The sequence below is a fragment of the Stenoxybacter acetivorans DSM 19021 genome, from assembly GCF_000745895.1.
In the GTDB taxonomy this organism is placed as follows: domain Bacteria; phylum Pseudomonadota; class Gammaproteobacteria; order Burkholderiales; family Neisseriaceae; genus Stenoxybacter; species Stenoxybacter acetivorans.
Genome location: NZ_JQKE01000020.1, coordinates 12380 through 34952, shown reverse-complemented (window position 1 = coordinate 34952; position 22573 = coordinate 12380). Strand labels below are relative to the sequence as shown.

The 22573-nt window shown below is 46.3% G+C and carries 24 protein-coding genes, 2 pseudogenes and 1 CRISPR repeat array (1 of these 27 only partly in view); of the genes and pseudogenes, 10 read left to right on the top strand and 16 right to left on the bottom strand.

Features of this window, described 5'->3' with window-relative positions:
• The first annotated feature begins 84 nt into the window (after positions 1–84).
• The 3 genes from Q384_RS13915 (at position 85) to Q384_RS03640 (ending at position 1136) form a co-directional block, all read left to right on the top strand.
• Positions 85–351, top strand: coding sequence for a FitA-like ribbon-helix-helix domain-containing protein (locus Q384_RS13915; protein WP_037586026.1), 267 nt, complete (start codon positions 85–87; stop codon positions 349–351).
• Between the two features lie 2 nt (positions 352–353).
• Entirely contained in the window at positions 354–779 is a 426-nt protein-coding gene (locus tag Q384_RS03645) for a type II toxin-antitoxin system VapC family toxin (RefSeq protein ID WP_037586025.1), read from the top strand.
• A gap of 99 nt (positions 780–878) precedes the next feature.
• Positions 879–1136: a type II toxin-antitoxin system RelB/DinJ family antitoxin gene (locus Q384_RS03640; protein WP_245608501.1), complete on the top strand. Its 258-nt coding sequence runs from the start codon at positions 879–881 to the stop codon at positions 1134–1136.
• Between the two features lie 7 nt (positions 1137–1143).
• Here Q384_RS03640 and Q384_RS03635 read toward each other — a convergent pair whose 3' ends face one another.
• Entirely contained in the window at positions 1144–1326 is a 183-nt protein-coding gene (locus tag Q384_RS03635; RefSeq protein ID WP_037586023.1) for a hypothetical protein, read from the bottom strand.
• A 61-nt stretch (positions 1327–1387) separates the two neighbouring features.
• On the opposite strand from Q384_RS03635, the gene Q384_RS03630 reads away from it, so the two are divergent.
• Positions 1388–1669 (top strand): hypothetical protein, encoded by a 282-nt coding sequence (locus Q384_RS03630; protein ID WP_037586022.1) that lies wholly within the window; start codon positions 1388–1390, stop codon positions 1667–1669.
• A 189-nt stretch (positions 1670–1858) separates the two neighbouring features.
• On the opposite strand, the gene Q384_RS03625 is transcribed toward Q384_RS03630, so the two are convergent.
• The 7 genes from Q384_RS03625 to Q384_RS03595 form a co-directional block, all read right to left on the bottom strand.
• Positions 1859–2293, bottom strand: a complete 435-nt coding sequence (locus Q384_RS03625; protein WP_037586021.1) for a hypothetical protein — start codon at positions 2291–2293, stop codon at positions 1859–1861.
• 105 nt (positions 2294–2398) lie between these two features.
• On the bottom strand, positions 2399–2644 hold the full coding sequence (locus tag Q384_RS03620) for a DUF551 domain-containing protein (protein ID WP_037586020.1): 246 nt from the start codon (positions 2642–2644) through the stop codon (positions 2399–2401).
• 55 nt (positions 2645–2699) lie between these two features.
• Complete coding sequence (locus Q384_RS03615) at positions 2700–3179, bottom strand: transglycosylase SLT domain-containing protein (RefSeq protein WP_051940397.1); 480 nt, start codon at positions 3177–3179, stop codon at positions 2700–2702.
• Positions 3180–3250: 71 nt separating this feature from the next.
• Complete coding sequence (locus Q384_RS03610; protein WP_051940395.1) at positions 3251–6385, bottom strand: conjugal transfer protein TraG N-terminal domain-containing protein; 3135 nt, start codon at positions 6383–6385, stop codon at positions 3251–3253.
• Positions 6386–6415: 30 nt separating this feature from the next.
• Entirely contained in the window at positions 6416–7918 is a 1503-nt protein-coding gene (locus Q384_RS03605) for a conjugal transfer protein TraH (protein ID WP_037586018.1), read from the bottom strand.
• A gap of 195 nt (positions 7919–8113) precedes the next feature.
• On the bottom strand, positions 8114–8416 hold the full coding sequence (locus tag Q384_RS03600; protein ID WP_051940393.1) for a type II toxin-antitoxin system RelE/ParE family toxin: 303 nt from the start codon (positions 8414–8416) through the stop codon (positions 8114–8116).
• Positions 8413–8703: a CopG family ribbon-helix-helix protein gene (locus Q384_RS03595; protein ID WP_037586017.1), complete on the bottom strand. Its 291-nt coding sequence runs from the start codon at positions 8701–8703 to the stop codon at positions 8413–8415. The genes Q384_RS03600 and Q384_RS03595 overlap by 4 nt, the downstream gene beginning before the upstream one ends.
• A gap of 152 nt (positions 8704–8855) precedes the next feature.
• Between Q384_RS03595 and Q384_RS03590 the strand changes: the two genes are divergently transcribed.
• Both Q384_RS03590 and Q384_RS03585 read left to right on the top strand, forming a co-directional pair.
• The gene (locus tag Q384_RS03590) at positions 8856–9140 is read left to right on the top strand and encodes a type II toxin-antitoxin system TacA family antitoxin (protein WP_051940391.1); all 285 of its coding nucleotides are present in this window, start codon (positions 8856–8858) and stop codon (positions 9138–9140) included.
• Entirely contained in the window at positions 9140–9649 is a 510-nt protein-coding gene (locus tag Q384_RS03585) for a GNAT family N-acetyltransferase (RefSeq protein WP_037586014.1), read from the top strand. Before Q384_RS03590 ends, Q384_RS03585 begins: the two co-directional genes overlap by 1 nt.
• On the opposite strand, the gene Q384_RS03580 is transcribed toward Q384_RS03585, so the two are convergent.
• Complete coding sequence (locus Q384_RS03580) at positions 9638–10111, bottom strand: hypothetical protein (protein WP_156956434.1); 474 nt, start codon at positions 10109–10111, stop codon at positions 9638–9640. The genes Q384_RS03585 and Q384_RS03580 overlap by 12 nt on opposite strands.
• Before the next feature lie 33 nt (positions 10112–10144).
• Here Q384_RS03580 and Q384_RS12585 point away from each other — a divergent pair, with 33 nt between their 5' ends.
• A complete protein-coding gene (locus Q384_RS12585; RefSeq protein ID WP_051940389.1) occupies positions 10145–11014 on the top strand; it encodes a hypothetical protein in 870 nt (289 codons plus the stop codon).
• Positions 11015–11047: 33 nt separating this feature from the next.
• On the opposite strand, the gene Q384_RS03570 is transcribed toward Q384_RS12585, so the two are convergent.
• From Q384_RS03570 to trbC, 6 genes are all read right to left on the bottom strand, one after another.
• Complete coding sequence (locus Q384_RS03570) at positions 11048–11617, bottom strand: hypothetical protein (protein WP_037586012.1); 570 nt, start codon at positions 11615–11617, stop codon at positions 11048–11050.
• Between the two features lie 96 nt (positions 11618–11713).
• Positions 11714–12538 (bottom strand): conjugal transfer protein TraF, encoded by an 825-nt coding sequence (gene traF / locus Q384_RS03565; protein ID WP_245608500.1) that lies wholly within the window; start codon positions 12536–12538, stop codon positions 11714–11716.
• On the bottom strand, positions 12535–12939 hold the full coding sequence (locus Q384_RS03560) for a hypothetical protein (RefSeq protein ID WP_156956433.1): 405 nt from the start codon (positions 12937–12939) through the stop codon (positions 12535–12537). Before Q384_RS03560 ends, traF begins: the two co-directional genes overlap by 4 nt.
• Before the next feature lie 10 nt (positions 12940–12949).
• Positions 12950–14662, bottom strand: a complete 1713-nt coding sequence (gene traN / locus Q384_RS03555) for a conjugal transfer protein TraN (protein ID WP_211251075.1) — start codon at positions 14660–14662, stop codon at positions 12950–12952.
• Positions 14614–15936, bottom strand: coding sequence for a hypothetical protein (locus tag Q384_RS03550; protein WP_051940382.1), 1323 nt, complete (start codon positions 15934–15936; stop codon positions 14614–14616). Before Q384_RS03550 ends, traN begins: the two co-directional genes overlap by 49 nt.
• Positions 15933–16682, bottom strand: a complete 750-nt coding sequence (trbC, locus tag Q384_RS03545) for a type-F conjugative transfer system pilin assembly protein TrbC (protein WP_051940380.1) — start codon at positions 16680–16682, stop codon at positions 15933–15935. Before trbC ends, Q384_RS03550 begins: the two co-directional genes overlap by 4 nt.
• Positions 16683–17528: 846 nt before the next feature.
• On the opposite strand from trbC, the pseudogene Q384_RS14485 reads away from it, so the two are divergent.
• Positions 17529–17879 (top strand): annotated as a pseudogene (locus Q384_RS14485) (hypothetical protein); the annotation flags it as partial.
• Between the two features lie 739 nt (positions 17880–18618).
• On the top strand, positions 18619–18777 hold the full coding sequence (locus Q384_RS13180) for a hypothetical protein (RefSeq protein WP_156956432.1): 159 nt from the start codon (positions 18619–18621) through the stop codon (positions 18775–18777).
• Positions 18778–19442: 665 nt separating this feature from the next.
• Here the strand turns inward: Q384_RS13180 and Q384_RS14240 are convergent.
• Positions 19443–19577, bottom strand: coding sequence for a hypothetical protein (locus Q384_RS14240; RefSeq protein ID WP_281174498.1), 135 nt, complete (start codon positions 19575–19577; stop codon positions 19443–19445).
• A 249-nt stretch (positions 19578–19826) separates the two neighbouring features.
• On the opposite strand from Q384_RS14240, the pseudogene Q384_RS14480 reads away from it, so the two are divergent.
• A pseudogene (locus tag Q384_RS14480) lies at positions 19827–21425 on the top strand (ADP-ribosyltransferase-containing protein); the annotation flags it as partial.
• Between the two features lie 1079 nt (positions 21426–22504).
• Positions 22505–22573: direct repeats of the CRISPR family, unit length 36 nt; unit sequence GTCTTAATCCCTTTGAAATCAGGGGGTTTGAATCCC; it runs 245 nt beyond the window's last position.

Here is a 22573-nt window from a genome sequence, read left to right as displayed (position 1 = left end):
ATTAAAATGAATGTAATGATTGCAGTGATTGCAGTGATTGCAGTGATTGCAGTGATTGCAATATAATATACAGGAGGTAATGACATGGCGATGCTGACAGTACGTAATTTGCCCGATGAAGTGCATCGGGCGTTAAAAATCAAAGCTGCTCACAATGGACGCAGCACCGAGGCGGAAGTGCGTGAAATTTTGGCGGCGGCAGTAAAGCCGCAAGGGCGGATATTAATGGGAACCGCCATTATTGAGGCTGTGCGTAATTCAGGAGCCAAAGGTCTAAGCGATGAAGAACATGCTTCATTTACTGAACTCAGAAATAAAACCACGACTGAACCGATACGCTTTGAGGATTGAGCATGATACTGCTGGATACCAATGTCATTTCTGAATTGATGAAAGAGGAAGCCAGTCCCATAGTCAGGACGTGGTTGGACGAGCAGGTTTTTGATACGCTGTATTTGTCCGTTTTTACGGTATCTGAGTTGCATTACGGGATATTTGTTTTACCCGATGGTAAGAAAAAGACACAATTGCAACACGCCTTAGCCAATATTTTACCGCTGTTCAGCGGGCGTATCTTGCCTTTTGATGAACAATGCGCTCTCTGTTATGCACAATTGGCTGTTGCTGCGAGGCAAAGCGGCAAAGGTTTTCCGTTGCCGGACGCTTATATTGCCGCCATTGCCGCCGCGCATGATTTTGCGGTTGCCAGCCGTGATATTGCGCCGTACGATGCAGTGAAAATTCAAGTAATTAACCCTTGGGAAGCGAAGTATCATTAGCATCTGCATTTGTTGGTTTTTTGCCACACCAAACGGTTGTGGTTGGGGTTTAATTGAATTACAATGTAGTTCAATTAAACCCATACAGAGCAATTAATTATGGCAAATCATTTGGTGCAAACCCGTATTGACGGGCAAATCAAAGATGAAGCAGCAGCAGTATTGGCGGGCATTGGCATGACTGTTTCCCAAGCCGTGCGTTTAATGCTGACTCGGGTGGCACAAGAAAAACGCTTGCCGTTTGATCCCATGACAGCCCCCTCTGACGAAACCTTAAATGCACTGAAAGAAGCACGCTCCGGCACATTAAAACGCTATACTGAGACCAATGAAATGTTAAATGATTTAAATGCGTGATAAGGCTTTAAGCATTGTTTGTACTTTGCTCACTGCCCAGCATTTCTGCCATTTTTTCGACAATGGCGGCAAAGGCGGCGGCGGATTCAGGCAGAACCAAATCGTTGCCGCCGCTGTAGACGAGGCGGATTTGATGTTCTGCCGTTTCGGGGTTTTCTTTGAATTCGATAACAATGTGGGCAATGCTCATGGTTTACTCCTTTTAAAATGAATATTTGTATCACAACAACAAAAGAAAGAAGAGGTGTGCGATGTTTAAACGTTTAAGTCAATGGCTGGAAAACTATCTCGCCGCCGATGTGGTTGTGCCGCGCAGTGAAACCTGTAAACAGCTTGACCCCGATGATGATAGTGTGCCGAAATTTAAAAAATTAAAAAATTTAAAGTGTACTCCTTGGACACTGAAACAGAACATGGAGAACATGGATCGCATGGAGCAGGACCGTCAAAAAGAAGAAGATGATTGGAGTACCAGTCACAATAACCCGGGTAGCTCAGCTTATGGTGTCATTTATGGTGATAATTGGGATTAGAGGTGATGATTGCTCCTCTGAGACACTCAGATTTTTCCCGCCTATGTTCCTATTTCTTCTATTGATTGTCCTCCATTTGATGACTAATATTATATTTGGTTACAAAATCATGATTTGCCAAAACCATGACTTTATTACGCAGGCTGCCTGAATATTCAGGCAGCCTGTTTTATTTAGAAGCTATCCAAACTAAGGTGAAGCCAAAAACAATAATCCCACTGAGTTATTAAAAGAATGAGTATAAGATAACCCAAAATGATTGATAAGTTTGCTTACCAAATAAACACAATCCACACTATCCGCGATTTCCAGTTCTACCACATATCGCTTTTGTGGATTAAGTTTATTAAAAACCGGCCATTGCAATTTACCGCCGATGAGCATGCGAATCTCCAGTACTTGCCCTTTTTCATTTGCCAAACACATACAAGCAATGTGATAGCCCTCTTTTCGATAATGCCACCAATGCCGGCCACACTTTCTTCGATAATGCCACCAGTGCAATTCATTAGGTGTACCGATGGCTTGCTGAATATATGCCAATAAACTATCTATTTTATCGGTATGTTGCTGATTAGCTTGATATGATGAAGAGACTTCACTAATGGAAACTAAATGCTTCATGATTTTTTCCTCGTTGGGTTCGCCAATGCGAAATGCGGGCGGTTTCTGGTAGCTTTTATTTGTTTCAGGCAACCTGAAAATGTAGTGAGGCAATTCGGTGCAGCATTAATCCGGCTTCGGCGGGGCTAAAGGCTGCCAGTGTGTTGCAGCACGCGGGTCGTTTATGTGCAGTGGGTAATCATATTTTTCCCACTCCTCATCGTTCTCCCAAACAGTGGCTTCACCAAATCCGTCAGTTGTTATCCAATTTATTTCGTAGCAGTCTTTTCCCTTGATGATGCGATACGTCAGTACTACTTGCCATTTTTTCGGCAATTCCTTTTTGCACGGTATCCAATTATTCATATTCATTCTTTTACTCCTTTCAGGTGGTGGCTAGCCTAAAGCTGGGGATTTTATTTTCGGCTTAGCTTTTCATTTTGCGGTGCGCCCAATCTATGGTGTTTTGTACCGACCAGCCTTTTAAAAATGGATTGCTGCTGACGGCAGTTTGCCCCAAGATATTGCCGACGGATTGCGTTTTATCCGCTGTTTTCAGCAGCTGCACCGCTTTGCTGCTGCCTGCGAAATGCGCCAAATAAAGCGTTCCCGCAGTAACCGCCACCCCTGCCTGATGCAAAGCACGAGCGTTGTCTTCGGTGTGGCGTGTGGTCATTTCCCGCGCCAGCTGCGGATTGGTGCGCAGTGCCAAGATTTGCTGCTCACTTTTGCCTTGGGTTAAATCAGGGCGGTATTGTTTCATTACGTTTAACCATGTGCTGTCAATAAACTGCCCTAAGCCCATTGCTGTTGAGCGCGGATTTTTGGCATTGGGGTTACCGCTGCTTTCGGCATGGGTAATCTGGTTTACCAATTGCGCTACCGGCTGATGGGCAACGCGATACACGTTTTGCTGTGTACCGCTGCTGCCGGTGATGTATTCCCCGTTACCGCCGTAGCCGTAGGTGGCGGGCGGGGTTATTCCTTTGGGCGTGAGTGAAAGATGAATTCACCGCTGCCCGCCGGTCTGGAGGCTTGCGGTGCGGGCGGCGGTGCCACGTCACCGAATGCCACTTGTGCTTGGTCATAAGCCGTTGCCTTTGTGGCTTTGCCTTCACGCAATTGTTGTTGCAGCTTGGCAGACGGATCATTGCCGTGTTTGGCGATGTCAGTGAGCTGACCGGCAGGGGTTCCCAATACCCCACCACCTCCTTGATTAATGGGTTCATGGGTGGCACTGTCTTTCATGTCCATAAAGTTCATCACACTGGCATTATCAACAATTTGTTTTTGTTGCTGCACTTGGGCTTGTACCTCGGCATGCTGCGTTTCAATGCCTTGTTTACCCGCCGCAATATTCTGCTCGGTTTGCCCGATTGTTGTCTGAGCGGCTTGCTCCAATCGCGCACCTGTTTGTTGAATATCGTCGCTGACACCAACCGTTTTGGTGCCGACGCTGCTGCGTATTTCTCCGGCGGCATTATTGCCAAACTTGGCATCACGCATGGCATGAATATTGGCTTCATTTTGCTGTGCCGCCGCACTGACTTGGGTCCCGTCCGGGCGGCTGTTTGGTGTTAAACCGCCGCTGTTGACATAGCCGCCTGCGGATTGCTTCAATACTTGGGCTTGTGCCATACCCGCTTCCATCGCGGCAGCGGCAACCAATTCCGGATTGTTTTGTACTTGGTCGTAAGTCATGCCATGTGCATGGGCGTATTCTTTTATGGCTTTGGCATTGTCCACCGTAACCGATGCACCGCTGTTCTCACTCTTGGCTGCGGCTTGCTCGTAGTTCTGCGCTTGCTGGTAACTTTGCACCGAGGCTTGCTGTGCTTGTGCAGCAATCGTGTATTGATCACTGGCCTGCCGGGCGTAACTGTCCCCTTGATTGGCGGCAGTTTTAATGGCTTCGCTTTGAGCCATTTTTTGATTCATAGATTCGGTGAACGTGTGTCCTTGTTGGCGCAAAGCATCAGCAGATTTACTGACGGCAACATCAAAAGAATCTTTTTGGTTTCTATTTCCTTGTTTTTCTAAACTGCCGCTAACACTACCTTTTAAGCCGCCGCTGACCCCTGTACCGCCAATATCCATACCGGCACTGGCACTAACACCGGCACTGGCATTAGCACCTATCTTTGTTATCAACATACTGACAATTTCTGAAGTACTTTTTCCTTGAAATTGGCTGCTTAGTTTTTGTGCCGCTTGTGTGATGGCATTAAATGACTGCTGTTCACCCGCATCAAAACCAAAACTGGTTGCCGATTCCGAGCCTTTAGACACAGCACGATTAACCGCCCAGCTTTGCGCCAAGTTGTCGCCGACCGTTAAGGCGCGGGACGCGGTTGCCGATTGTTGTTCCGCTGCGGCACGGCTGTGTTTTGCACCCTCCGAATACAATTCAGACTGTGAATACGTCGATTGTCCGCCGACACGCCCCATGCTGTCTTTTGCCAAGGTGGTAATGCTGTTACCCGTCAGCGTATTCAAATCCGTTTTCCCGACCGGACTGACTGAACTGACCCCCGCCTGATGGGTGTAAACCGGATTGGGCTGAAATTTATTGGCAGAAACATTGTTGTAGCTGACATTGCCGGTGCTGATATTGCCCGCGCCGACAGAGCTGCCCACCGATTCGCCCTGCGATTTCGCCCCTGTCATCGCGCCGGTAAGCGAGCCGATTAAGCTGCGCCCGCCCATGGCAATCGCGCCGGCAATCGCCGGAACCAGCCAGAACATACCGCCTGCCACCGCTTGGGCATCGACCGCCGCCATCAGTAAACCATCAAAGTTGGTCGCGGCGATTTGTCTTGCCATCTCAACATTGGAGTCATTGCCGGCACTGATGGCATTGCTCATATTGAATTTGGCACTGAGGGTCATGACGTAATTCAAGATACTGGCAACGGGTGCCCACAGCTGTATCCACAACAAGGCATTAAAATAAAAAAGCAATACTCGGAATGCCATTATCCCGCCCAATAAGGCAATCAACACCACAATGGGCGAAATGCCCAATAAAATGGCTTCGGCGGCACTGCGGATAACGGGCAGGTATTGGCTTGCCATATACCAGCCGGTTTTTTGAGAAGTGATGTATTGCTGCCGCGCTTGGGCGGCGGCATAGGCTTGCTGAACACTGGCGGCATTTCTGTTGCGCTGCCCGTTGATGTACGCCGAATCACGTATCAGGTTAATCATGGTGGATTGCATGATCTGGGTGTAGGCGTCTAAGCCGGTGTTGCCCAGCATATAACCCAAAGACTCGGTGAGTTTCGGGGCGATTTGACTCCACATCATGCTGTCGGTGTAACCTGAACCGTAAACACTCGGAAACACCCGGCGAGCCAAATCGAAAAAGAGATTACTTGTCAGACCCGTTGTGCGGTCCGCCAATATGGGATAAGCATCTTTGCAAGCCATGGCTTCGGTTTTGCCGGTGTATTTGGGAATACGGGTTATCGGCATGTATTCACCATCTTTAACTTTATGTACTTGCGTGAACATCGATCGATTGGTTTTGCCGATTAAAGCCAAAATATCAGTGCTTCGCCGCAGGTCTTCAATGGTGTAGTAGTGATACATGTGTATGTCGAAGAAAGAGCATTGATGAAAAAACAATGCCCAGTCTTCTTTCAGGGTAACGTCGCGTATGCGGGTTTCGTTGAGTTGTTCATAAAGTTTTGCCCCAAACAACATACCGGTTTTGGAATAATTCAAATCATTCGGGGTGGTAAATATCCCCTCCATTTTGGTGGTGAGTTCATAACCGAATTGGCTGGTGATTGATGCCATCGCCGCAATGCCCAAAGGGATATTGCTGACTTTTCCGATGTAGTTTTGATTCCATGCGCCGCCGCGAAAGACCATATCCACTTTGGGTGTCATCATGCCCACCCACAGGAAAAATATCACCAAAACACTGGTGAATGAATCGCGCAAATCCAGTTTAAAGGCGGCAATGGCTAAAATCGCCATAAAGCCGAATAAAGAAGCTGCCAGTGCCGCGCTGCTGTACATGCCGGAACCAAACAGGGTGGCGATGGCTTGAAATACCCAAAACACCGCGTCGCTGTTGCCGTAAAAGGTGTAATACTCAAAAGTCATGATAATAAGCTCCTGATAAATTAGCGAGGGTTAGAGGCGATTGGCTTCATCAAAACGCAGTGAGTTGCCCATTTCTATATAATTCTCACGCCATTGGGTATCAAAGTGGCTGATTGCATTATTTAAGGTTTTTTCAGCTTCCAATGTTTCCAGGGTGGCTTGTTTGGCTGTGTACAGACTTTGGCGCAGCTCGCGCAAATTGCCGTACAACCTGTCTTTGTCTTTGTCGCCCACTTCTCCGGTTTTACTGAACAGGCCGGAGGCTGAACGAATAGCACGTTCATAATTGCTGAGTATGTGCTCTAAATATTCAATGGTGATGGCATTGACCATGGCATCGCTTGCCAAAATATGGGTATTGAGAAAGGCATCGGATACCGCCATTCTCAAAATCGGCATACTCGTGTGATTGACGAGTTTCACCATCTCTTCGCGTTGGGCAGCATTCCATTCGGCATCTTGAATGATGTTGTCCACCAATTTTTTCAGCAGCCGTTTGATTTTGTGTCTTATCGAAAAAATACGGGTATTCTGATTGACCGCACAAACCTCTCTGAGCTTATCGGTACCGTCGCGGCATTGCAGGATATTCAGGGTAATGGTGGCGGTTTCTTGGTCGGTGCCGGCATTTTTGATTTCTAAATTTTGGTTATCGAGCAGCTCAGTTACTTTTTTAATCGTCGGCTCATAGACCTTGTGATCGGTGGTAACGTCTCCTTCTTTGCCGCTTTTTTCTTTAATCGGGAAAAACACCGCCGTACCGGACAGACTGATCATCAAATCAATTTCTTCTTCGCTGAAGTTTTCAATGCGATTACCGCCGAAGCGTTTAATGGCTTCGTATGCCAAATTGCCGCCGGTAATGTCGATTACATCTTGCGGCGAGCCGCTGCCTCTGGCTTCATCGGCGGCTTTTTTTAATCTGGCTGCGGATTGACAATACCACGGCGCAGCACCGGCTTCTTCGCTGCCGTTACCGACAACCTCGGCTTTACAGCCTGAAGTCATGCCTTCGGCAATTTTGCCCATGACACCACCTACGACTTGCCGCGCGGCTTGGCAAGAATTCATATTGCCTTGATTAATCATGTCGGCAACATTGCGGATTTCGCCGATGGCATCTTGTATCATCGGGTCAAGGGCTTTGAGTGCCAGCTCAAATGCCACACCGGCGGCGTTGTTGCCAAGGTTGCGGGTAAACGCAATGAATTGCTCTTTGTTGACGAATGAAAAACCGCCGGCAAAAAAATCAATGCCGCCGCAGCCGGCACTGATAGAGGGCGGCTGGACGTTTACCGGATTCAGATGAGACACGGGCGCGCGCACCGACAGCGAGCCGCCGGTATAAAGCGAACCGGCTTGCCCGTGAAACGCACCGCCCTCGGTGTAATTACCTTCCACGCCCATGCTGTTAAACATATCTGCCATATCGTTTTCGATACCGGCGTGGACATTCGCGGGAATGATTAGGAAAAGAGAAACACAAATAGCCGACAGCGCGGTCGGCAAATTTTTGAGCTTTAAGTTAGACATAACCGTCTCCGAAAGGAAAACGGCTATGGCGAAAGATGTGTACTTTCGTCATAGCCTCAAAAACAAGGCATAGATTTAAGACACATCATGGATTAGGGTGGAAAGATTATGCACGGGTGCATGGGGCGTGTCAAGCGAATTAGTGCCGTTTTTTATGCTGTGTTGGGGAAAGCGGCATTGGTCAGAGAAGAGATGCTAAAAGCCTGTATTTTCAGGATACTGTTGCTTTCCGTGCAATACGGTAATGATACTGACGGTGTCGGCGTCTTCATCAAACACATAAACCATGCGGTATTTCTTGTTTATCGGATACAACTCACGGGTGTTTTTCACCAACCCTTGTTTGCCGATAAGCGGGTGGGCTTGTGCCAAATCCGCTGATCGCCGAAATGCCACCAGATGGCGTTCGGCACTGGCTAAACCTGTGTATTCTGCTAACTGTGTATGAATACGCACCATATCTTGTACGGCTTCCGCAGTCCAAAGCAAACGGGTCATGCGGTTTTATTCGCCGCTTGACGCATTTGAGCGTGAACCTGTTGCAGCATGTCATCGGTGGAATAAACTTTACCGGCGGCAATATCCGCCAAGCCTTTTTGCACCTTTTTTTCCACCCAAGCAAAATAGGCTTGTTCTGCCGCGTTATTATCGGTGGGTTGCTTTGTATAGTCTCGCATAAAATCCCGTAATAATTGTGCCCCGCTGCGGTCAGCCGCTTTCGCTGCCTGCATAAATTGCGCTTTTAAGGTGTCATCAACGCGAAAGGTAAAAGTGGCTTCAGACATAAAGAATACTCGGTTTAATGTGTTACAAATTATGTACATGGTAATGTAAAACGGATCACTTGCCAAGCGGGTTTTTATGCACGTATTTTGGTGTTAATAAGCACCAAAAATATGTACAATATTTTAATCTAAAAACATAAAGGAATATGGAAATGAATTTATCTGAGCGCAAAAGCGAGCGCATTAACCTGCGCTTAAGCCAAGAGGTGAAACAAGCCATTGAGCGCGCCGCTGTTTTTGAGGGCAAAACCGTCAGCAATTTTATTGTCAGCAGTGCTTTGGATTACGCCGAAAAAAGCATACGTCAGCATGAACGAATACATTTGGAAAAACAACACGCTCAGGCGTTTTTGGACGCGCTCAGCCAACCATTGACCTTTAATCAGGCTTTGCAAAATGCGTTATCAGAACATGCGCAGCACGTGGACAGCAACTAATGGCAGATTTCCGTTTAATCATTGAACCTTTGGCAAAACAACACAAGCGCACGGATTTTGATTGCGGCGTGCCGGCTTTGAACCGTTATCTTGCCAAACAAGCCGGACAAGACATCAAACGCTCAATCAGCCGCGTGTTTGTTGCCGTATCTGCCGATTGCCCTGAAACCATATTGGGCTATTACACCTTATCGTCTTTGTCCATTGATTTAAGCGAACTGCCCGAATCTCTGGTGCGCAAATTACCGCACCACCCCATTCCCGCCGCGTTATTGGGCAGATTGGCAATTTCCACGCAAGTACAAGGCAAAGGCATCGGTAAATTATTGCTGGCAGATGCTTTAAAACGTATTTTAGCCGTCAGCCGTGAGTTGGCAATTTATGCGTTGGTGGTTGATGCCATTGATGAAGCGGCAGGTCAATTTTATCAACATTTTGGATTGATGCCGTTGGGGGCGGTTGAGGATAATCGGTGGTTCTTGCCGTTGCGATCAGCATTAACGACTTGATTTGGATTTATTGGCACGGCTTCTGCGCCATTGCTGCCAGCGCAGAAATAGGCGCAGGCGTCGGTGGTAACCATGCCACAAGCAGAATTTAATGTATGCCCATTGGCGTTGGGATTCTGTGTAATCCTGTTCGCTGATGTTGTGGCGCACATAGGTACGACAACCAGGAAATACTGCACTAAAATCCGGATAAGAGGGTAATTCGGGAACAGCGGCTAAAAAGCGGTTTTGCCGGTCATAAAGTGCCATATCCGAAAACTCTCGGTTGCCGTCATGATTCGCTGCCAGCAAATCATGGTAAACGGCGCGGGCAAACTCGGGATAACGCACTTCATCAATGCCCAGATGTTTGCCCAATAACCGACTTAAATCATCAATGGCTTTATTATCGGAGTGACTGCCTGTGTATTGAAACCGTAAGGCACAATGCTTCATGAGAGCGAAGAGTTGATAAATGGGCATAATTGATTACCTTTAAATTTTTAAATTTAAAATATGAAACAATCCGCAGAAGATTTATCCAATCTCCACCACGCATCGCCATACGTGGTCAGTAATCCATTATTGCAAGCCTGTATTGGCGATGTGTCTTCGTTTCATACGTACAGTAATGGCTCAAACAGCACACTGGGTTTTAAAAGTTCTAAACGAACAGAAGGTTATTTGATTTTGTGTTGTTTATTACAAGATGCCTTAAAAGTATATCGGTATTACTATATGCCGGACAGAGCTTTTTCCAAGCTGCATTTATACAGCAAAGGCTTAGACATCAAAACCAAAATTCTTGAGCTGCACCGTGATTTAGATCCTTCTGTTTGGGACGACGCAATCATTGAGCTGAGGCAATTGTATGAGCATGTTCAAAGTCAATTACTGAATTATGCCTACCCTTATCAGCATATTACGCTGAAACGAAAAATAATTTATCAAAATATTTCAACGGGTTATGCAAGAAATTTAGTTGAATGGTATTTTGCTTATCAAGCTGTTGGTGCGCAGTCTATCCCTTTGAATATGGATACATTGAACAGCTATTTGAGTTTATCCACACCGGACAATATTTATCCCGCACTCATTACGTTGAAACAAGATATTGCCATTACTGATATTCTCTATTGCCATGATTTGATTGCGGGTTGCTCCGACAGCCATGCTTATCCTTTTTCCATTACTGAAGTGGGTGAATGGGTTGTTATTAACCGCAGTCGCACCGGTTTGGTGCATATGCCTTTAGCCAATATTCTGCTTGCTGATACTGAACAATTAGAGCGAGAGTTGGGTATTGATATCGCTAAAATCCAAGCCTCTGCAGAAAAAATTATCGCTAAACACAAGCCGGTGATATTCCAGTCATTTGATTTGTGAATAATACCTGCTGTATTTAAAAACCTGCTGTATTTAAAAACCTGCGTCTTTCCAACGTGGCTGAAAAAACAAGTCATTGAAGTAAAATAATAATTTTTCTTTAAAACCAATAGGTAAGACTAATTTACCTTTACGTCTGACATCTGCTGCTGTTTTTGGCGAGCTGTTTCGCCATTGTTCGTATCCACATGGCAGACACTGCAATAAAATTCCTTTTTCTTCTTCAAACAAGCGGCAAATGAGCTGACCTTCATCACGATTGCCGACTGAAAACAAAAATTGTCCTGTTAGGCTGTAAATCGCCCATTCAAAATGCAGGGATTCATCACTGAAAATCTGTTGCATTAATTCACGGCGCATTCGATAACGGGTATTTGGCGGAAATACTTGGTCGTTTTCAGCAGCGGTTTGTTCTAATTGACACAGAAACACGCCGATTGAGCGAGTGCTGGCTGAACGGTATTTGTTTTGGCGGGTATTGCCGTCAATATGCAATACGGCTCTTTGTTCTTCGGTTACCGCTATCCGCCAGCCAATACTCGGCAATTCACTAAAAAATCGTTCCAAGGATTCGGGGCTGAGTGGGTATTGATGGCTGTTCATACATAAGGTCTGCCGTTGGTAAAGGTGTGGTTTGAGTGAAGAATATGCGCGGCGCATGGCGCACTGCTGCCGCTTAAGGGGATAAATCGTTTAAAGTCAATACACCGCACCCACAGGCAAGGTATAGGTTAAAAAGCGATCCGCTAAAGTGGATTCCGCCATAACCCCAAAACCCAAGGGTTTGAATTGTTTGGTTTGGGTGTCCATAACGTAAAGAGCGGGTACGGTGGTCACTTGCAGTTTTTCGGCGATGCCGTTGTTCGGTAAAAACTGCGGGAAATCGGGCAATGGTCCGCCGTCTAAGCTCACCGGCATCACTTTGATGCCGTGGGTGTCGGCAAAGCGGCGCACAATCGGACTCATGGCATGGCAATAGGGGCAATCGCTGCGGTAAATAAACAACACGCCGTGCTGTGCCGCCAATTGGCGTATGGCAGCGGCTTTGTCTTTCACGCGGGCGGCATCATAGTTTTGTATCGCCAAGGCGGAAGTGGGTCTGCCGCGCTGGGAGTAATCCAAATCGGGATTTTGCCAAATCACCCGCTGCCACTGATCGGTGAATGCCGCCGATTGATTCATGGCAAATTCTTGTAAGGTGATGTAGCGTTTTAAATTGGCTTCGGTGGGCGACATAATCGCGATTTTGCGCGCCTCGTCCAGCTGCTTTTGCAATAATTCAAACTGCACCAATTCATTGGCAACGGGTGCGGTTTGTTGTTGCTGTTCTTCGGGCTTGGTTTGTTTGGCGCGTGGGTCCGGGTACCACTGGAAAGCGCGCTCGGGGTTTTGCCACACGTCTTGGCTGTACCAATTGCCATCAGCACGAGCGGCATTGAATACCGACAGCAAACAGCCGAATACAATCAGCCACGCAATACGATTCAGCCATTTTTGTTGTTTGCTGTCCATGTTGTTATTCATGACTTGCCCCGATTGGGACACACTTCAATGTCCACACTTTCGGGCGGCACGGCAGCGGCATTTTTGTCATCAGAACGAAAGGTCAGCCGCACCACACCGCAGTCAGATTTACCTTTCGGTGTGCCTGTTTTGACCGCGTCAATAAATATCGGAATATCACGCCCGAATTTTTTCTTCATGGCGGCAGCGGCCTTGCCGGTGAATTGGCCATGTGCTTCACCGTGGCGCATGGCCAGGGCAAGCAAGGGTTTGGGGTCGCCTTTGGGCAAGGGGATAATTTGTTTTGCCAATGCTTCGGTTTCTTTTAAGGGAATACCGCCGTTAAAGGTTTCGGCAGAAACGGCACCGATTGCCGTACAGGCAAGTAAAGCGGTCAATATGATTTTCAATCGTTGTTTCATTTCTTCCCCTTTAATTACCATAGCGGTCGTAGTAGTTTGCGGGCTGCTGGCTGCCGCTTTGTACATTCTCTTGCGCCCGCTGCTGCGCCGCCGTGCTTTGTTGATGGACGTTTTGCATATTGCTGACAATCTCGCCGTAGAACTCGCTTAAATCCATTTTTGAGAAATCCAGCTTTTCAATTTCTTGCGCCAAAAAACCGGAGCAGTCGGGCGATTTCGTATCACCCCAGCCGCGCTTGAGTTGCTTTCTGCCCTCAACCGCAAAAATCTTTGCCAATTTGCTGACAAAGCAGCATTGACTTTCTGTATTTTTGACACAGGCACCCAGTGCTTTTTTGTCGCAATATGCGCCCACATAGACACACAAACCTGCTTTGCGTTTCATCGCGGTCAAAGTATCCGCCTGACCGCAGGAAAGCCAGTTTTGCAGTGCCATAATGGCAATGGCAATCGCAAAGGTGGCGGGGTTAAAAGCAAAAGCAATTGACCCGCTGGAGGTGAATGTTGCGGTAAACCCAAATGCACCGATACTGGTTTCGGCAGCCACATAGCCGGAGGCGGCAGTTAAGCCCGCGGCAGAAGTAACTGATGTGGCCAGATAGCTGGCTGCCTGACCGGTGAGCGTGGAAAAGGTGTAATGACTGCCGACGCTTTGCAACAGATAATTGGTTGCCAATTGAGTACCGGCTTGTTTGGTGAAATCGTTCATGCTGCCCACTTCGGCATCGGTTTCACAGCAATTGCCGCCCAATAGTCCGTCCAATGCGCCGTCTAATTTCACCGAGCAGAAATTAGGTTCGCCGTTAAAAAATCGTTGGTTTTTGGGGTCAAAAAAGCGGCTCAGTTCCCGCGCCAACTCCATAGAGGTCATGGTTTTGGCAAAATCGGGATCGGTACAGCTGTCGGCTTCATGTTCACCCGCCACATCGGCATTGGAACAGGTATAAGTCTTTTCACGGATTTGGCAGACACCGTTATCAGCGGCAAACGTACATTTTTCGGATTGCAGCCGGCAATTTGGGTTTTGTTCATGCTCGCCGCATTCATCGCTTTGGGTGCCGCTGCCCAAGCATTGCAAGGTACGCTCTTCCGCCCAGCAATCGCGGGTTACGGATACGCCGTTGATGATTTTGGTGGCTTTCCCTTCCACGCATTTTGTGGCGGCAACGGCGCAGCTGCTGTCTGCCGCCCGGCAAGCGGTGTTGTCCCAATCAGTGGTAATCAGATGCGAACCGGGCAATTGGGTGATTCCCGTACTCACGATCATCGGCTTGTCGCAGCTGTATGACATTTCGTATTGCAAACACAATCCCGTTGTGTCATCGCTTTTAAGACAATTTTTAATCTGTGCTTCACACGTTTTTTCTGAGTCAAGACTTTGACAGACGTTGGTCGGATTGGCTGACACGCAGGTGTATTGTGTTTCTTCACGCCAACAATCGCGCTCAATCTCAAAACCGTCCACCATGCGTTTGCCGCCTTTTTCAACACACACCTTACCGACAGGCTTGCACATTTCCGTACCGTCGGCACTCGCGGTGTAGCCCATATCGGGTAAATCACTGAATTCGGCGGCATAAACCAGCGGCGATACGGCCACGGGCGCAAGATAGGCAAACAAGGTAATCAAACTGATGAGTTTTTTGAGCCTGTTCAGGCAGCCGGTAATCATATTCAGCCCCCTTGGCTTCGCTGTTTCGCGCCGATTTTGTTGGCGTTGCAACGCTGTGTATCTGCCGTCCAGGTATCCTTGCATTTGGGCGGACAGCTCTCTTTAATCCAAAAAATCAGCGCGGCTTCGCCCTTGTTGCCGACAATGGTGCGGGTTTTGATTTGATTTACCCCTGTTTTTAAATACGGGCGTAAATCCATGGATAAGCGGCTGACCCACGTTTCTCCGCGTTCCAAATCACCCAGATATACGGAACCATCGGGGTTGATGCGTTCGGTTTCGTGCAATACATTGCCGTCGACTTCCACCACCATGCGATGACCGCGCTCATCAACGACAACAGTCAGCCACTTTAAGCCGCCGCCGGTGCTGTAAATCACCGTATCGTTGATTTCCACCACCAAATAATCGTCATACTCCACCCGCTCCAATTCAAAGCGGGCAAGTTTGCTCAAATCGGTTACTTCAAAGCGCATTTGGCGGTCATAAATCCCGTTTTCCGGTCCGTATTCCGTCCAGTAATTATCGCCGATGGTGCCGAATAACAGCTGCTGCGTCAGCTCATCACCGACACCGTGCTGAGTCAGCCTGATATTCATGTCGGCCGCGACACTGTCGGCACGAAACACACAACCGACCACCGGCTCACAAGATACGGCTAAACTTTGCGGACAGTCATAACTGAATGACTGAAATTGCCGGCGGGTGCAGCGATAGTTGTATTCGGGATCAACCGTTACCGCGAGATTGGCGCGGCACAAAAATGACTCCGTCCCGATGTATTGATTACAGCTGACCGCCTTATCCACTTGCGGTACGGTCAGCGTGGTGGTCGGGCAAGCCGTACCGGCCATATTGCCGACGCTGCCGTCTGCATTGAGCGGGTATTTCCATTGGAATTTGTCTAAAGCCGCTCCCGGTTGCTTGCCGATGGCTGAGATGTTTTCAATCAGCTTTTCATTGGCGGATAAAGTCGCGGTCGGGTCTTTGCCTTCTTGGGCCATAATGAAATTAATGCTTTCGCATTCTTGGCGCAGATACAAATCGGTTTTTGCCGCCTCGGTCTGACATTTCGCTTGTTTGTCTTTGCCGAATTCGGTCGGAATAACCACGCCGCCGCCATAGTATGATTCGGCAAAATCAGGGTTGGCGTTGTAGCGCGGAAGGTATTGCTCGGGCTTCTGTGCGTTTTTGAGCGTGCTTTCGCTTAAGCCTTGAATGTTAATTTCGTTGTTTTCCGCCGCGGCCGGCAAAGGCAGCAACAGCACGGCAGCGGATAACAGCACCGCCGCCGCTTCAGTGAAACCGACACAGAGCGGCATCATTGTCTGCCCTCCAGCTTGGACAAACGATATACGGCGTCAATTGCCAATTCGCCGCCGTTTCGCTCACGGCTGAAGCGTTCCAACACCGCGTGTAAAGATACATCGCCTTTCAATTGCAAAGCAGCAGTGCATTTGCCGGCCTCGTTATCGGCACACGAACCCTCGCCATTGTTTTTTGCCAGCACAAAAGTCGGTACTTCGGCAATTTGGTATTGATTGAATAATTCGGGGTGAATCAACACTTCACCGCCCAATTGAGCCAGTTTTTCCGAAGCGGCAGCGGTTTGTTTGAGGCTGCCGTTTTTAAAGCCGCGCAGCACCATGACCGCACCGGCTTTTTTTGATTCACGGGCAATTCGCAATAAGGAGGCTTCCGGCAATGAAAACGACACAAACACCATGAAATCGGTGGGTTGGTCTATCGCTTGCGGTATAACGGTTTGGTATTGTTGTGCCAATCGTGCGGGGTCGGCGGTTACGCTTTTGTCATGCCCGTAATCAGGGCTTTCAGGCAGCCTGTGTTTGATGGGATTGAGCGCGGGAATTTCAGGCTGCCTGAAGCGTTCATCGCCGACATAAGGATTACTCGGATCTTGAATGCGCTGTAATGTGTCTTGGGTGCGCCGCTTGGCCGCTTCCATATCCGCGGAGGCAAAACCATTTGCCCACACCAAGGCAGAACACGCCAGCGTTGCCGCCGCGATACTTAATCCCACTAATCTCAATTGTTTTTTTAAACGTTTCATCTGCCGCTTCGCCTTTTTTAATCGTATTGATATGCCCCGCAGCAATCGCGTTTGCGGAATAATTGATAGGCGGAGTGCGAACCCAATTTTAAGCCGTGAATTTTATCCCGATTAAACCGCCCAAATAAGTTTTACCAGCCCGCATTGTGTTCCAATGCGGATTTTTTTATTTCTGAATAACAATAACACTGCACTTATCGCCAAAACCACCCAATTGAACTGCACCCTGAAAATTGGATATCCAAACCCAACTTTGAGGTGCAGTCCAAATCGGGTGGTTTTCTTTATATATAAATACAATAAGATCAAATGATCACAAATTATATTTTTTACAATTTTAGTTACTTAAAGGCTATTGTATTTTATTAACCAAAGGATAGTAATTCACTCAGTAACTGCACGCGGCATCTTAATCCCTTTGAAGTCAGGGAGGTTTTAACCCCAATTGCTCAAATTGAAAATGGTAGAAATAAAACGTCGTAATCCCTTTAGAAGTCAGGAAGGTTTTAACCCCTATCAAGAATACTACAACGGAACGGGCTATGTGTCGTAATCTCTTTGAAATCAGGGGGTTTGAATCTTGGTCAGTTTGTCGTCGATGCGCACGATATACGTCTTAATCCCTTTGAAATCAGGGAGGTTTTAATTCATTTGTAAAACAACAGTGCATGACGAAAAAACGTCTTAATCTCTTTGAAGTTAGGGAGGTTTTAATCTGGGGTAAACATGGGTTTATCCGTGCCAAAAATGTCTTAATCCCTTTGAAATCAGGGGGTTTGAATCCGTTAAAAGTGCAGCTGAGCAAATTGTCTTAATCCCTTTGAAATCAGGGGGTTTGAATCCCAGATGCAAGATGCGGACTTGGAGATTGCAGAAGCTGATGATTTGACGCCTACAATCTCTCAAGCTGATAATCAGTATCGAAACAGAAACCGCGCCGCATCTCAAGTACAAATCAATAAAATCGCTAATAATCTTGAACCTGAATTACTGGGAGACAGTAAGGATATTGGGACAGGTGCGCCTACGCTTGCCAATGACGGCAAAACGATTATCGGTGGTAATGGTCGTATGCTGGCTATTCGTCAATCGTATGACAATAATCAAGACGGAAACTATAAGCAGTATTTAATCAACAATGCTGATAATTTCGGCTTGCGGCGTGAAGATATTGAGGCGATGAGTAAGCCTGTTTTGGTGCGCCGTTTGAAAAATAATGTTGATGTCAAAAAAATGGCGGTGTCTTCTAATGAGGGCGGCGGATTAAAGATGTCGGAGCTTGAGCAGTCTCAAGTTGATGCGGATAGATTGCCTGATTTTGGTACTTTTCATGCAAATAATTCTTTTGAACTGAACACACAAAGTAATAGTGATTTTGTGCGCCGCTTTGTCGGAGCAATGCCAACGACTGTACAGGCTGAAATGGTTGATGCAGACGGACGGTTGAGTAAAACAGGAGTGCGCCGTCTTGAGAATGCGCTGATTTACCGTGCATACGGTAACAGCCCTGCCCTTGAACGGTTGGTAGAGAGTACAGATGAGGGGCGAAGAAATTTAGCAAACTCTTTAAAGCAAATCGCACCGAAAATCGCCAAGGCAAAAGACTATATCCGAACTAAACAGATGCACGATGCGGATATTTCAGGGGAGATTATTCAAGCGGTTGAAAAATTAAATCAGCTGCAAGAGACAGGGCAATCAGTCAATGATTATCTGGCACAGCAAAGCATGTTTGCTGATACGGATTTAAATGATGTTGCGCGTGAATTAGTTAAGTTTTTGGACGATAATAAACGAAGCGCAAAAGCGATCACTGCATTGCTTGGTAATTACTATGATGCACTGGCATCACGCGGAAATCCCAACCAAGGTGATGTTTTTAACAACCAACAACCGCCAACCAAAGGCGAATTATTAAGACAAGCAAGGAAACAATATGAACAACAACAAGGCATCAATCAAGACGGAACAGAAAGCGCAAGAGAAGCCGGACGCGCTGACGAGCTTAATCAACAAAATCAACAACGACCCAATCGCAGCAGCGGCGATGAAAGAAGCCTTGGCGAAAACCAAGAAAGAACTGAAACAGAAGTAGAAGAACAAACTGATAAAGTCTATGAGCTGAATGATGATTTTTATTTAACGGGTGGGAATACCCGTTATTCGCGCAGTGCGATGAAAGACACACACCGGGACAAAATAGCCCAAGCGGTGCGCGATGCCGTGGGCGAACATGCCAAACAAATTGATGTTTTAACGCAACAACAAGCATTGAACGAAATTCAACGGCAAGAAAACGGCAACAATACCCGACAAAGTTTATCGGAATTAGACGGGGTGGCGGGTTGGTATGACCCTGCAACAGGCAGAATAAAACTCATTGCCGATAATGTTACGCCGCGCATGGCTCAATTGGCGGCTTGGCATGAACTGGTTCACAGAGGCATTGATGTTCGCGGACGGAAAGACTATGAAAGAATATTTCAAAATCTGGAAGAACACGGCACTTTCAAACAATTAGCTGATGCCATTCAGTCAATGCGCAAAGATGCGGACGACCCTGCTGCAAGAAGCCGATTAGCAGCATTGGAAGAAGCGGCCGCCGAATTATTCGGTGCGGTGAAAACAGGCGATTTTGCTTTGATTGAAAACCGTTACCGTGATTATGGTTTTAAAAAAATCCCCATTGCTCTGCAAAGAGGCGGCATTCCCAGCCGATTACAAAAGCTGAAAACACAGCTGGCTAATCTGATTCGTCGATTATTCGGGAGAACACATCAAGTTACCGATGCGGATATTTTTGCACTCATGGGTAAGATTGAGGGTGATATTCAGGCATCTAATAATCAAGGCGGCAGCGGTGTTGGTGTGTTGCGCAATTTGATTGCTTGGCACGGCTCTCCGCATAATTTTGATAGATTTAGTACAAAAAATATTGGTACTGGTGAGGGTGCGCAAGTACATGGCTGGGGATTGTATTTCAGCAGCGACAAGGATATTTCCGATAAATATTATCGGGAACGGCTTTCAATTCTCGGAGAAAATAGAATTAGTATCAATGGAAAAGTATATAATTTATTAGATATTTATAACGAGCCAGATAGATACATTAGCGATATTGAAAAATTGTCAGTAGATATTCTTATGGAGAGTGATATTCGCGGATATGACATGATTGATGGCATCATAGTTCAAATAGACGACTATGAAAAACTGAAAAAGTCTGTTGATGATAATAGTGATAACCCCTATAAGATTACCAGTGAATTATTGGATGATTATCAAATAACTATTATAAAAAATACTCTTTATGCTCGTGCAGAAGATGTTATTAAAGCAATGAAACTTATTGATGACGGTAAAGTCAAAAAAGTTAAAGGGCAGCTTTATCGCGTTGATATTCCTGAAATTGATGAAATGCTTGATGAAAATGCTGTCTTTGATAAACAGCCGCCGAAAGTTCAAGACGCATTGGAAGAGATATACGTCAAAATAGACGAGTATGGCAATGCCCCTCCGAAAGATATGAACGGCGGAGAACTGTATGAAGACTTGGTATTTGAAAATCGTAATCGCGAAAATCCTGAAAAAGAAGCCTCGCTTGAGTTACTGAAACATGGTGTTAAAGGCATCAAGTATCTTGGTGAAGGCAGCAGAAAAGCTAACAGAAAGCCGATTGATAATTACGTTATCTTCTATGAAGATGATGTGAATATCCAAGAGAAGTACTTTAGCCGTGTCGGCTCTAATGAGAAATCATTTAAAGAAACCGCTAAACAATACGGCGGTGAAGAGGCTTATAACGAAGTCAAAGCCAACGGTGATACTGATTTGAACTATCGTCAGTGGGTGCAGGTACGCACGCCTGAATTTAAAGAATGGTTCGGCGATTGGGAGAACGACCCTGATAACGCTTCTAAGGTGGTGAACGCAGAAACAGGTGAACCGCTGGTGGTTTATCACGGTACATCAGACAAGTTTACAGAGTTTGATTTGTCAAAAGCCAGACGTGATGCCGATATTCCTGCATTTTTCTTTTCACAAGATGAGCAAGAGGCTGGTGATTATGGAAAATCCGGCAGTTACTTTTTAAATATCCGGCAACCAACAGAAAAACCCTCTTCTGATATGCAAGGCACTAAAGTAAGAGAAGAGTTAATTAAACAAGGATATGACGGTACGATAATTGATGAGGGAGACGGCTATGCAGAATATGCGGCGTTTAACCCAAATCAAGTCAAATCAGCAACTGATAACACTGGCACGTTTGATGCCGACAACAATGATATTCGCTACAGCCGAACAGATGCCACAAAAGCAGCTTATGAGCGGCGGATTGATGAACTGTTTAGCGATGAGAAAGCAAATCGTGTCGGTGTAACTGTACTAAACCGTTCCGATATGCTGGATATGCTTGGCTATGGTGATATGCCTGTTGTCTTAAAAGAAAGCAAGGTAATAGACAGTAAGTACAATCATGCCAATATGACGGCTGAAGTGTGGAAAAAAATCCCTGACTGGATTGATAACCCTGCTTTGGTGTTTGACAGTGAAACGGTGAAAGACAGATTGGTGTTTGTTGCGCCGGAGCAAGTGCGTGGTAATCCTGCTTTAATCATTCTTGAGCCGAAAGATGATGCTCTGGAAACGCATTTGTTGGTAAACGCTTATGATAATACGGACAGTACAAAACCGTATGGTCGTTGGTTGAACGATGGTTTATTGCGTTACGCGGACAAAGAAAAAGCCCGTGAGGTTGTGCCAAGAACGGTCGGACTCCGATTGTCCGATACGCTACGCAACACCCAAGGGCGTAAGCGCATTCTAACAGAAAGGAATTTACAAGGCTATAGAAAAAACAATCCTTTTGTTGAAAAAGTTGATGCAGGTCAAGAAAACAAGCGGTTCAGCAGACAAAGCAATGAAATTATTGATTTCTCAAAAACAGGGAAATCAGACAGTGTTTGGCAAAAACCCAGTATTCAGAACTACAGCGCGTTTAAAAAGTGGCTGAAAGATGAAGTCATTGATACCGGACTGGAATTGTTCGCCGATAACTTAGTTCCCGTTTTGCGCTGGACTGAGGGCTTACCTATTGGTAAACGTTTGCAGCTTGACCTTAAATCCGCCATGTACCGCGCAGGGGGTATCCGCACGGCATTGAACAGCGAAGCGGAAGTAAGCTATCTGAAACCTGCTTTTAAATTGATGAGCGATGCGGCGGTCGAATACAAAATGGACGCGGAAGATGTGAAGCGTATCGTTGGCTATTGGATGTCCGCCCGTTACGCCAAAATCAAAAATACAGACTTAATTCGGCAAGATGAAAATGCGTACAACGCAGCGGAAAAAATATATAACGAAAAGCAAGATGATAAAAGTTATAACAAAATGCTTATTGCGAAACGTGATTTATTGAACAGGCAAAGTGATGTCAATAATCCTAATCCGCAGGAAAATAAATTTAAACGCGGTGTTGCCGGTGGATACAATAACGCCAAATCTGATTTGGTCGTTGCTAACTTTGAGAAACTAATTCCGAAGAAAAAGCTGGAAGAAATTGCTAAGCCATTGTACCAATTATTGCACCATAAGTTAGATATTGACTTAAACAGCGGAAGAATTACACAAACTGAATATGATGCTTTTAAAGCAAATCCTTTGTATGTGCCATTGACCGGTGATAATAAAGAAAGTGATATTGATGATGTTATTGTTCAAGGACAAACAAAAATCAACCAAAGCAGAGATAAGGCGTTAAAAGGTCGTACCGGTTCAATGGCAGAAGATGCTATTGATGCGATTATGGCAAGCCTTGCTAAGTCTTAATCCCTTTGAAATCAGGGGGTTTGAATCCCCTGGTTCCATAATGCGGTGAAACAAATGTTATT

Excerpts from the sequence above, each read along its gene's own strand:
- Q384_RS03625 (WP_037586021.1), bottom strand. The coding sequence starts at position 2,293 with ATGAAGCATTTAGTTTCCATTAGTGAAGTCTCTTCATCATATCAAGCT.
- Q384_RS03595 (WP_037586017.1), bottom strand. The coding sequence starts at position 8,703 with ATGTCTGAAGCCACTTTTACCTTTCGCGTTGATGACACCTTAAAAGCG.
- Q384_RS03590 (WP_051940391.1), top strand. The coding sequence starts at position 8,856 with ATGAATTTATCTGAGCGCAAAAGCGAGCGCATTAACCTGCGCTTAAGC.
- Q384_RS03630 (WP_037586022.1), top strand. The coding sequence starts at position 1,388 with ATGTTTAAACGTTTAAGTCAATGGCTGGAAAACTATCTCGCCGCCGAT.
- Q384_RS13915 (WP_037586026.1), top strand. The coding sequence starts at position 85 with ATGGCGATGCTGACAGTACGTAATTTGCCCGATGAAGTGCATCGGGCG.
- Q384_RS03605 (WP_037586018.1), bottom strand. The coding sequence starts at position 7,918 with ATGTCTAACTTAAAGCTCAAAAATTTGCCGACCGCGCTGTCGGCTATT.
- Q384_RS03645 (WP_037586025.1), top strand. The coding sequence starts at position 354 with ATGATACTGCTGGATACCAATGTCATTTCTGAATTGATGAAAGAGGAA.
- Q384_RS03610 (WP_051940395.1), bottom strand. The coding sequence starts at position 6,385 with ATGACTTTTGAGTATTACACCTTTTACGGCAACAGCGACGCGGTGTTT.
- Q384_RS03635 (WP_037586023.1), bottom strand. The coding sequence starts at position 1,326 with ATGAGCATTGCCCACATTGTTATCGAATTCAAAGAAAACCCCGAAACG.
- Q384_RS03550 (WP_051940382.1), bottom strand. The coding sequence starts at position 15,936 with ATGATGCCGCTCTGTGTCGGTTTCACTGAAGCGGCGGCGGTGCTGTTA.
- trbC (WP_051940380.1), bottom strand. The coding sequence starts at position 16,682 with ATGAAACGTTTAAAAAAACAATTGAGATTAGTGGGATTAAGTATCGCG.
- traF (WP_245608500.1), bottom strand. The coding sequence starts at position 12,538 with ATGAATAACAACATGGACAGCAAACAACAAAAATGGCTGAATCGTATT.
- Q384_RS03585 (WP_037586014.1), top strand. The coding sequence starts at position 9,140 with ATGGCAGATTTCCGTTTAATCATTGAACCTTTGGCAAAACAACACAAG.
- Q384_RS03560 (WP_156956433.1), bottom strand. The coding sequence starts at position 12,939 with ATGAAACAACGATTGAAAATCATATTGACCGCTTTACTTGCCTGTACG.
- Q384_RS12585 (WP_051940389.1), top strand. The coding sequence starts at position 10,145 with ATGAAACAATCCGCAGAAGATTTATCCAATCTCCACCACGCATCGCCA.
- Q384_RS13180 (WP_156956432.1), top strand. The coding sequence starts at position 18,619 with ATGAACAACAACAAGGCATCAATCAAGACGGAACAGAAAGCGCAAGAG.
- Q384_RS03570 (WP_037586012.1), bottom strand. The coding sequence starts at position 11,617 with ATGAACAGCCATCAATACCCACTCAGCCCCGAATCCTTGGAACGATTT.
- Q384_RS03640 (WP_245608501.1), top strand. The coding sequence starts at position 879 with ATGGCAAATCATTTGGTGCAAACCCGTATTGACGGGCAAATCAAAGAT.
- Q384_RS03620 (WP_037586020.1), bottom strand. The coding sequence starts at position 2,644 with ATGAATATGAATAATTGGATACCGTGCAAAAAGGAATTGCCGAAAAAA.
- Q384_RS03600 (WP_051940393.1), bottom strand. The coding sequence starts at position 8,416 with ATGACCCGTTTGCTTTGGACTGCGGAAGCCGTACAAGATATGGTGCGT.
- Q384_RS03580 (WP_156956434.1), bottom strand. The coding sequence starts at position 10,111 with ATGCCCATTTATCAACTCTTCGCTCTCATGAAGCATTGTGCCTTACGG.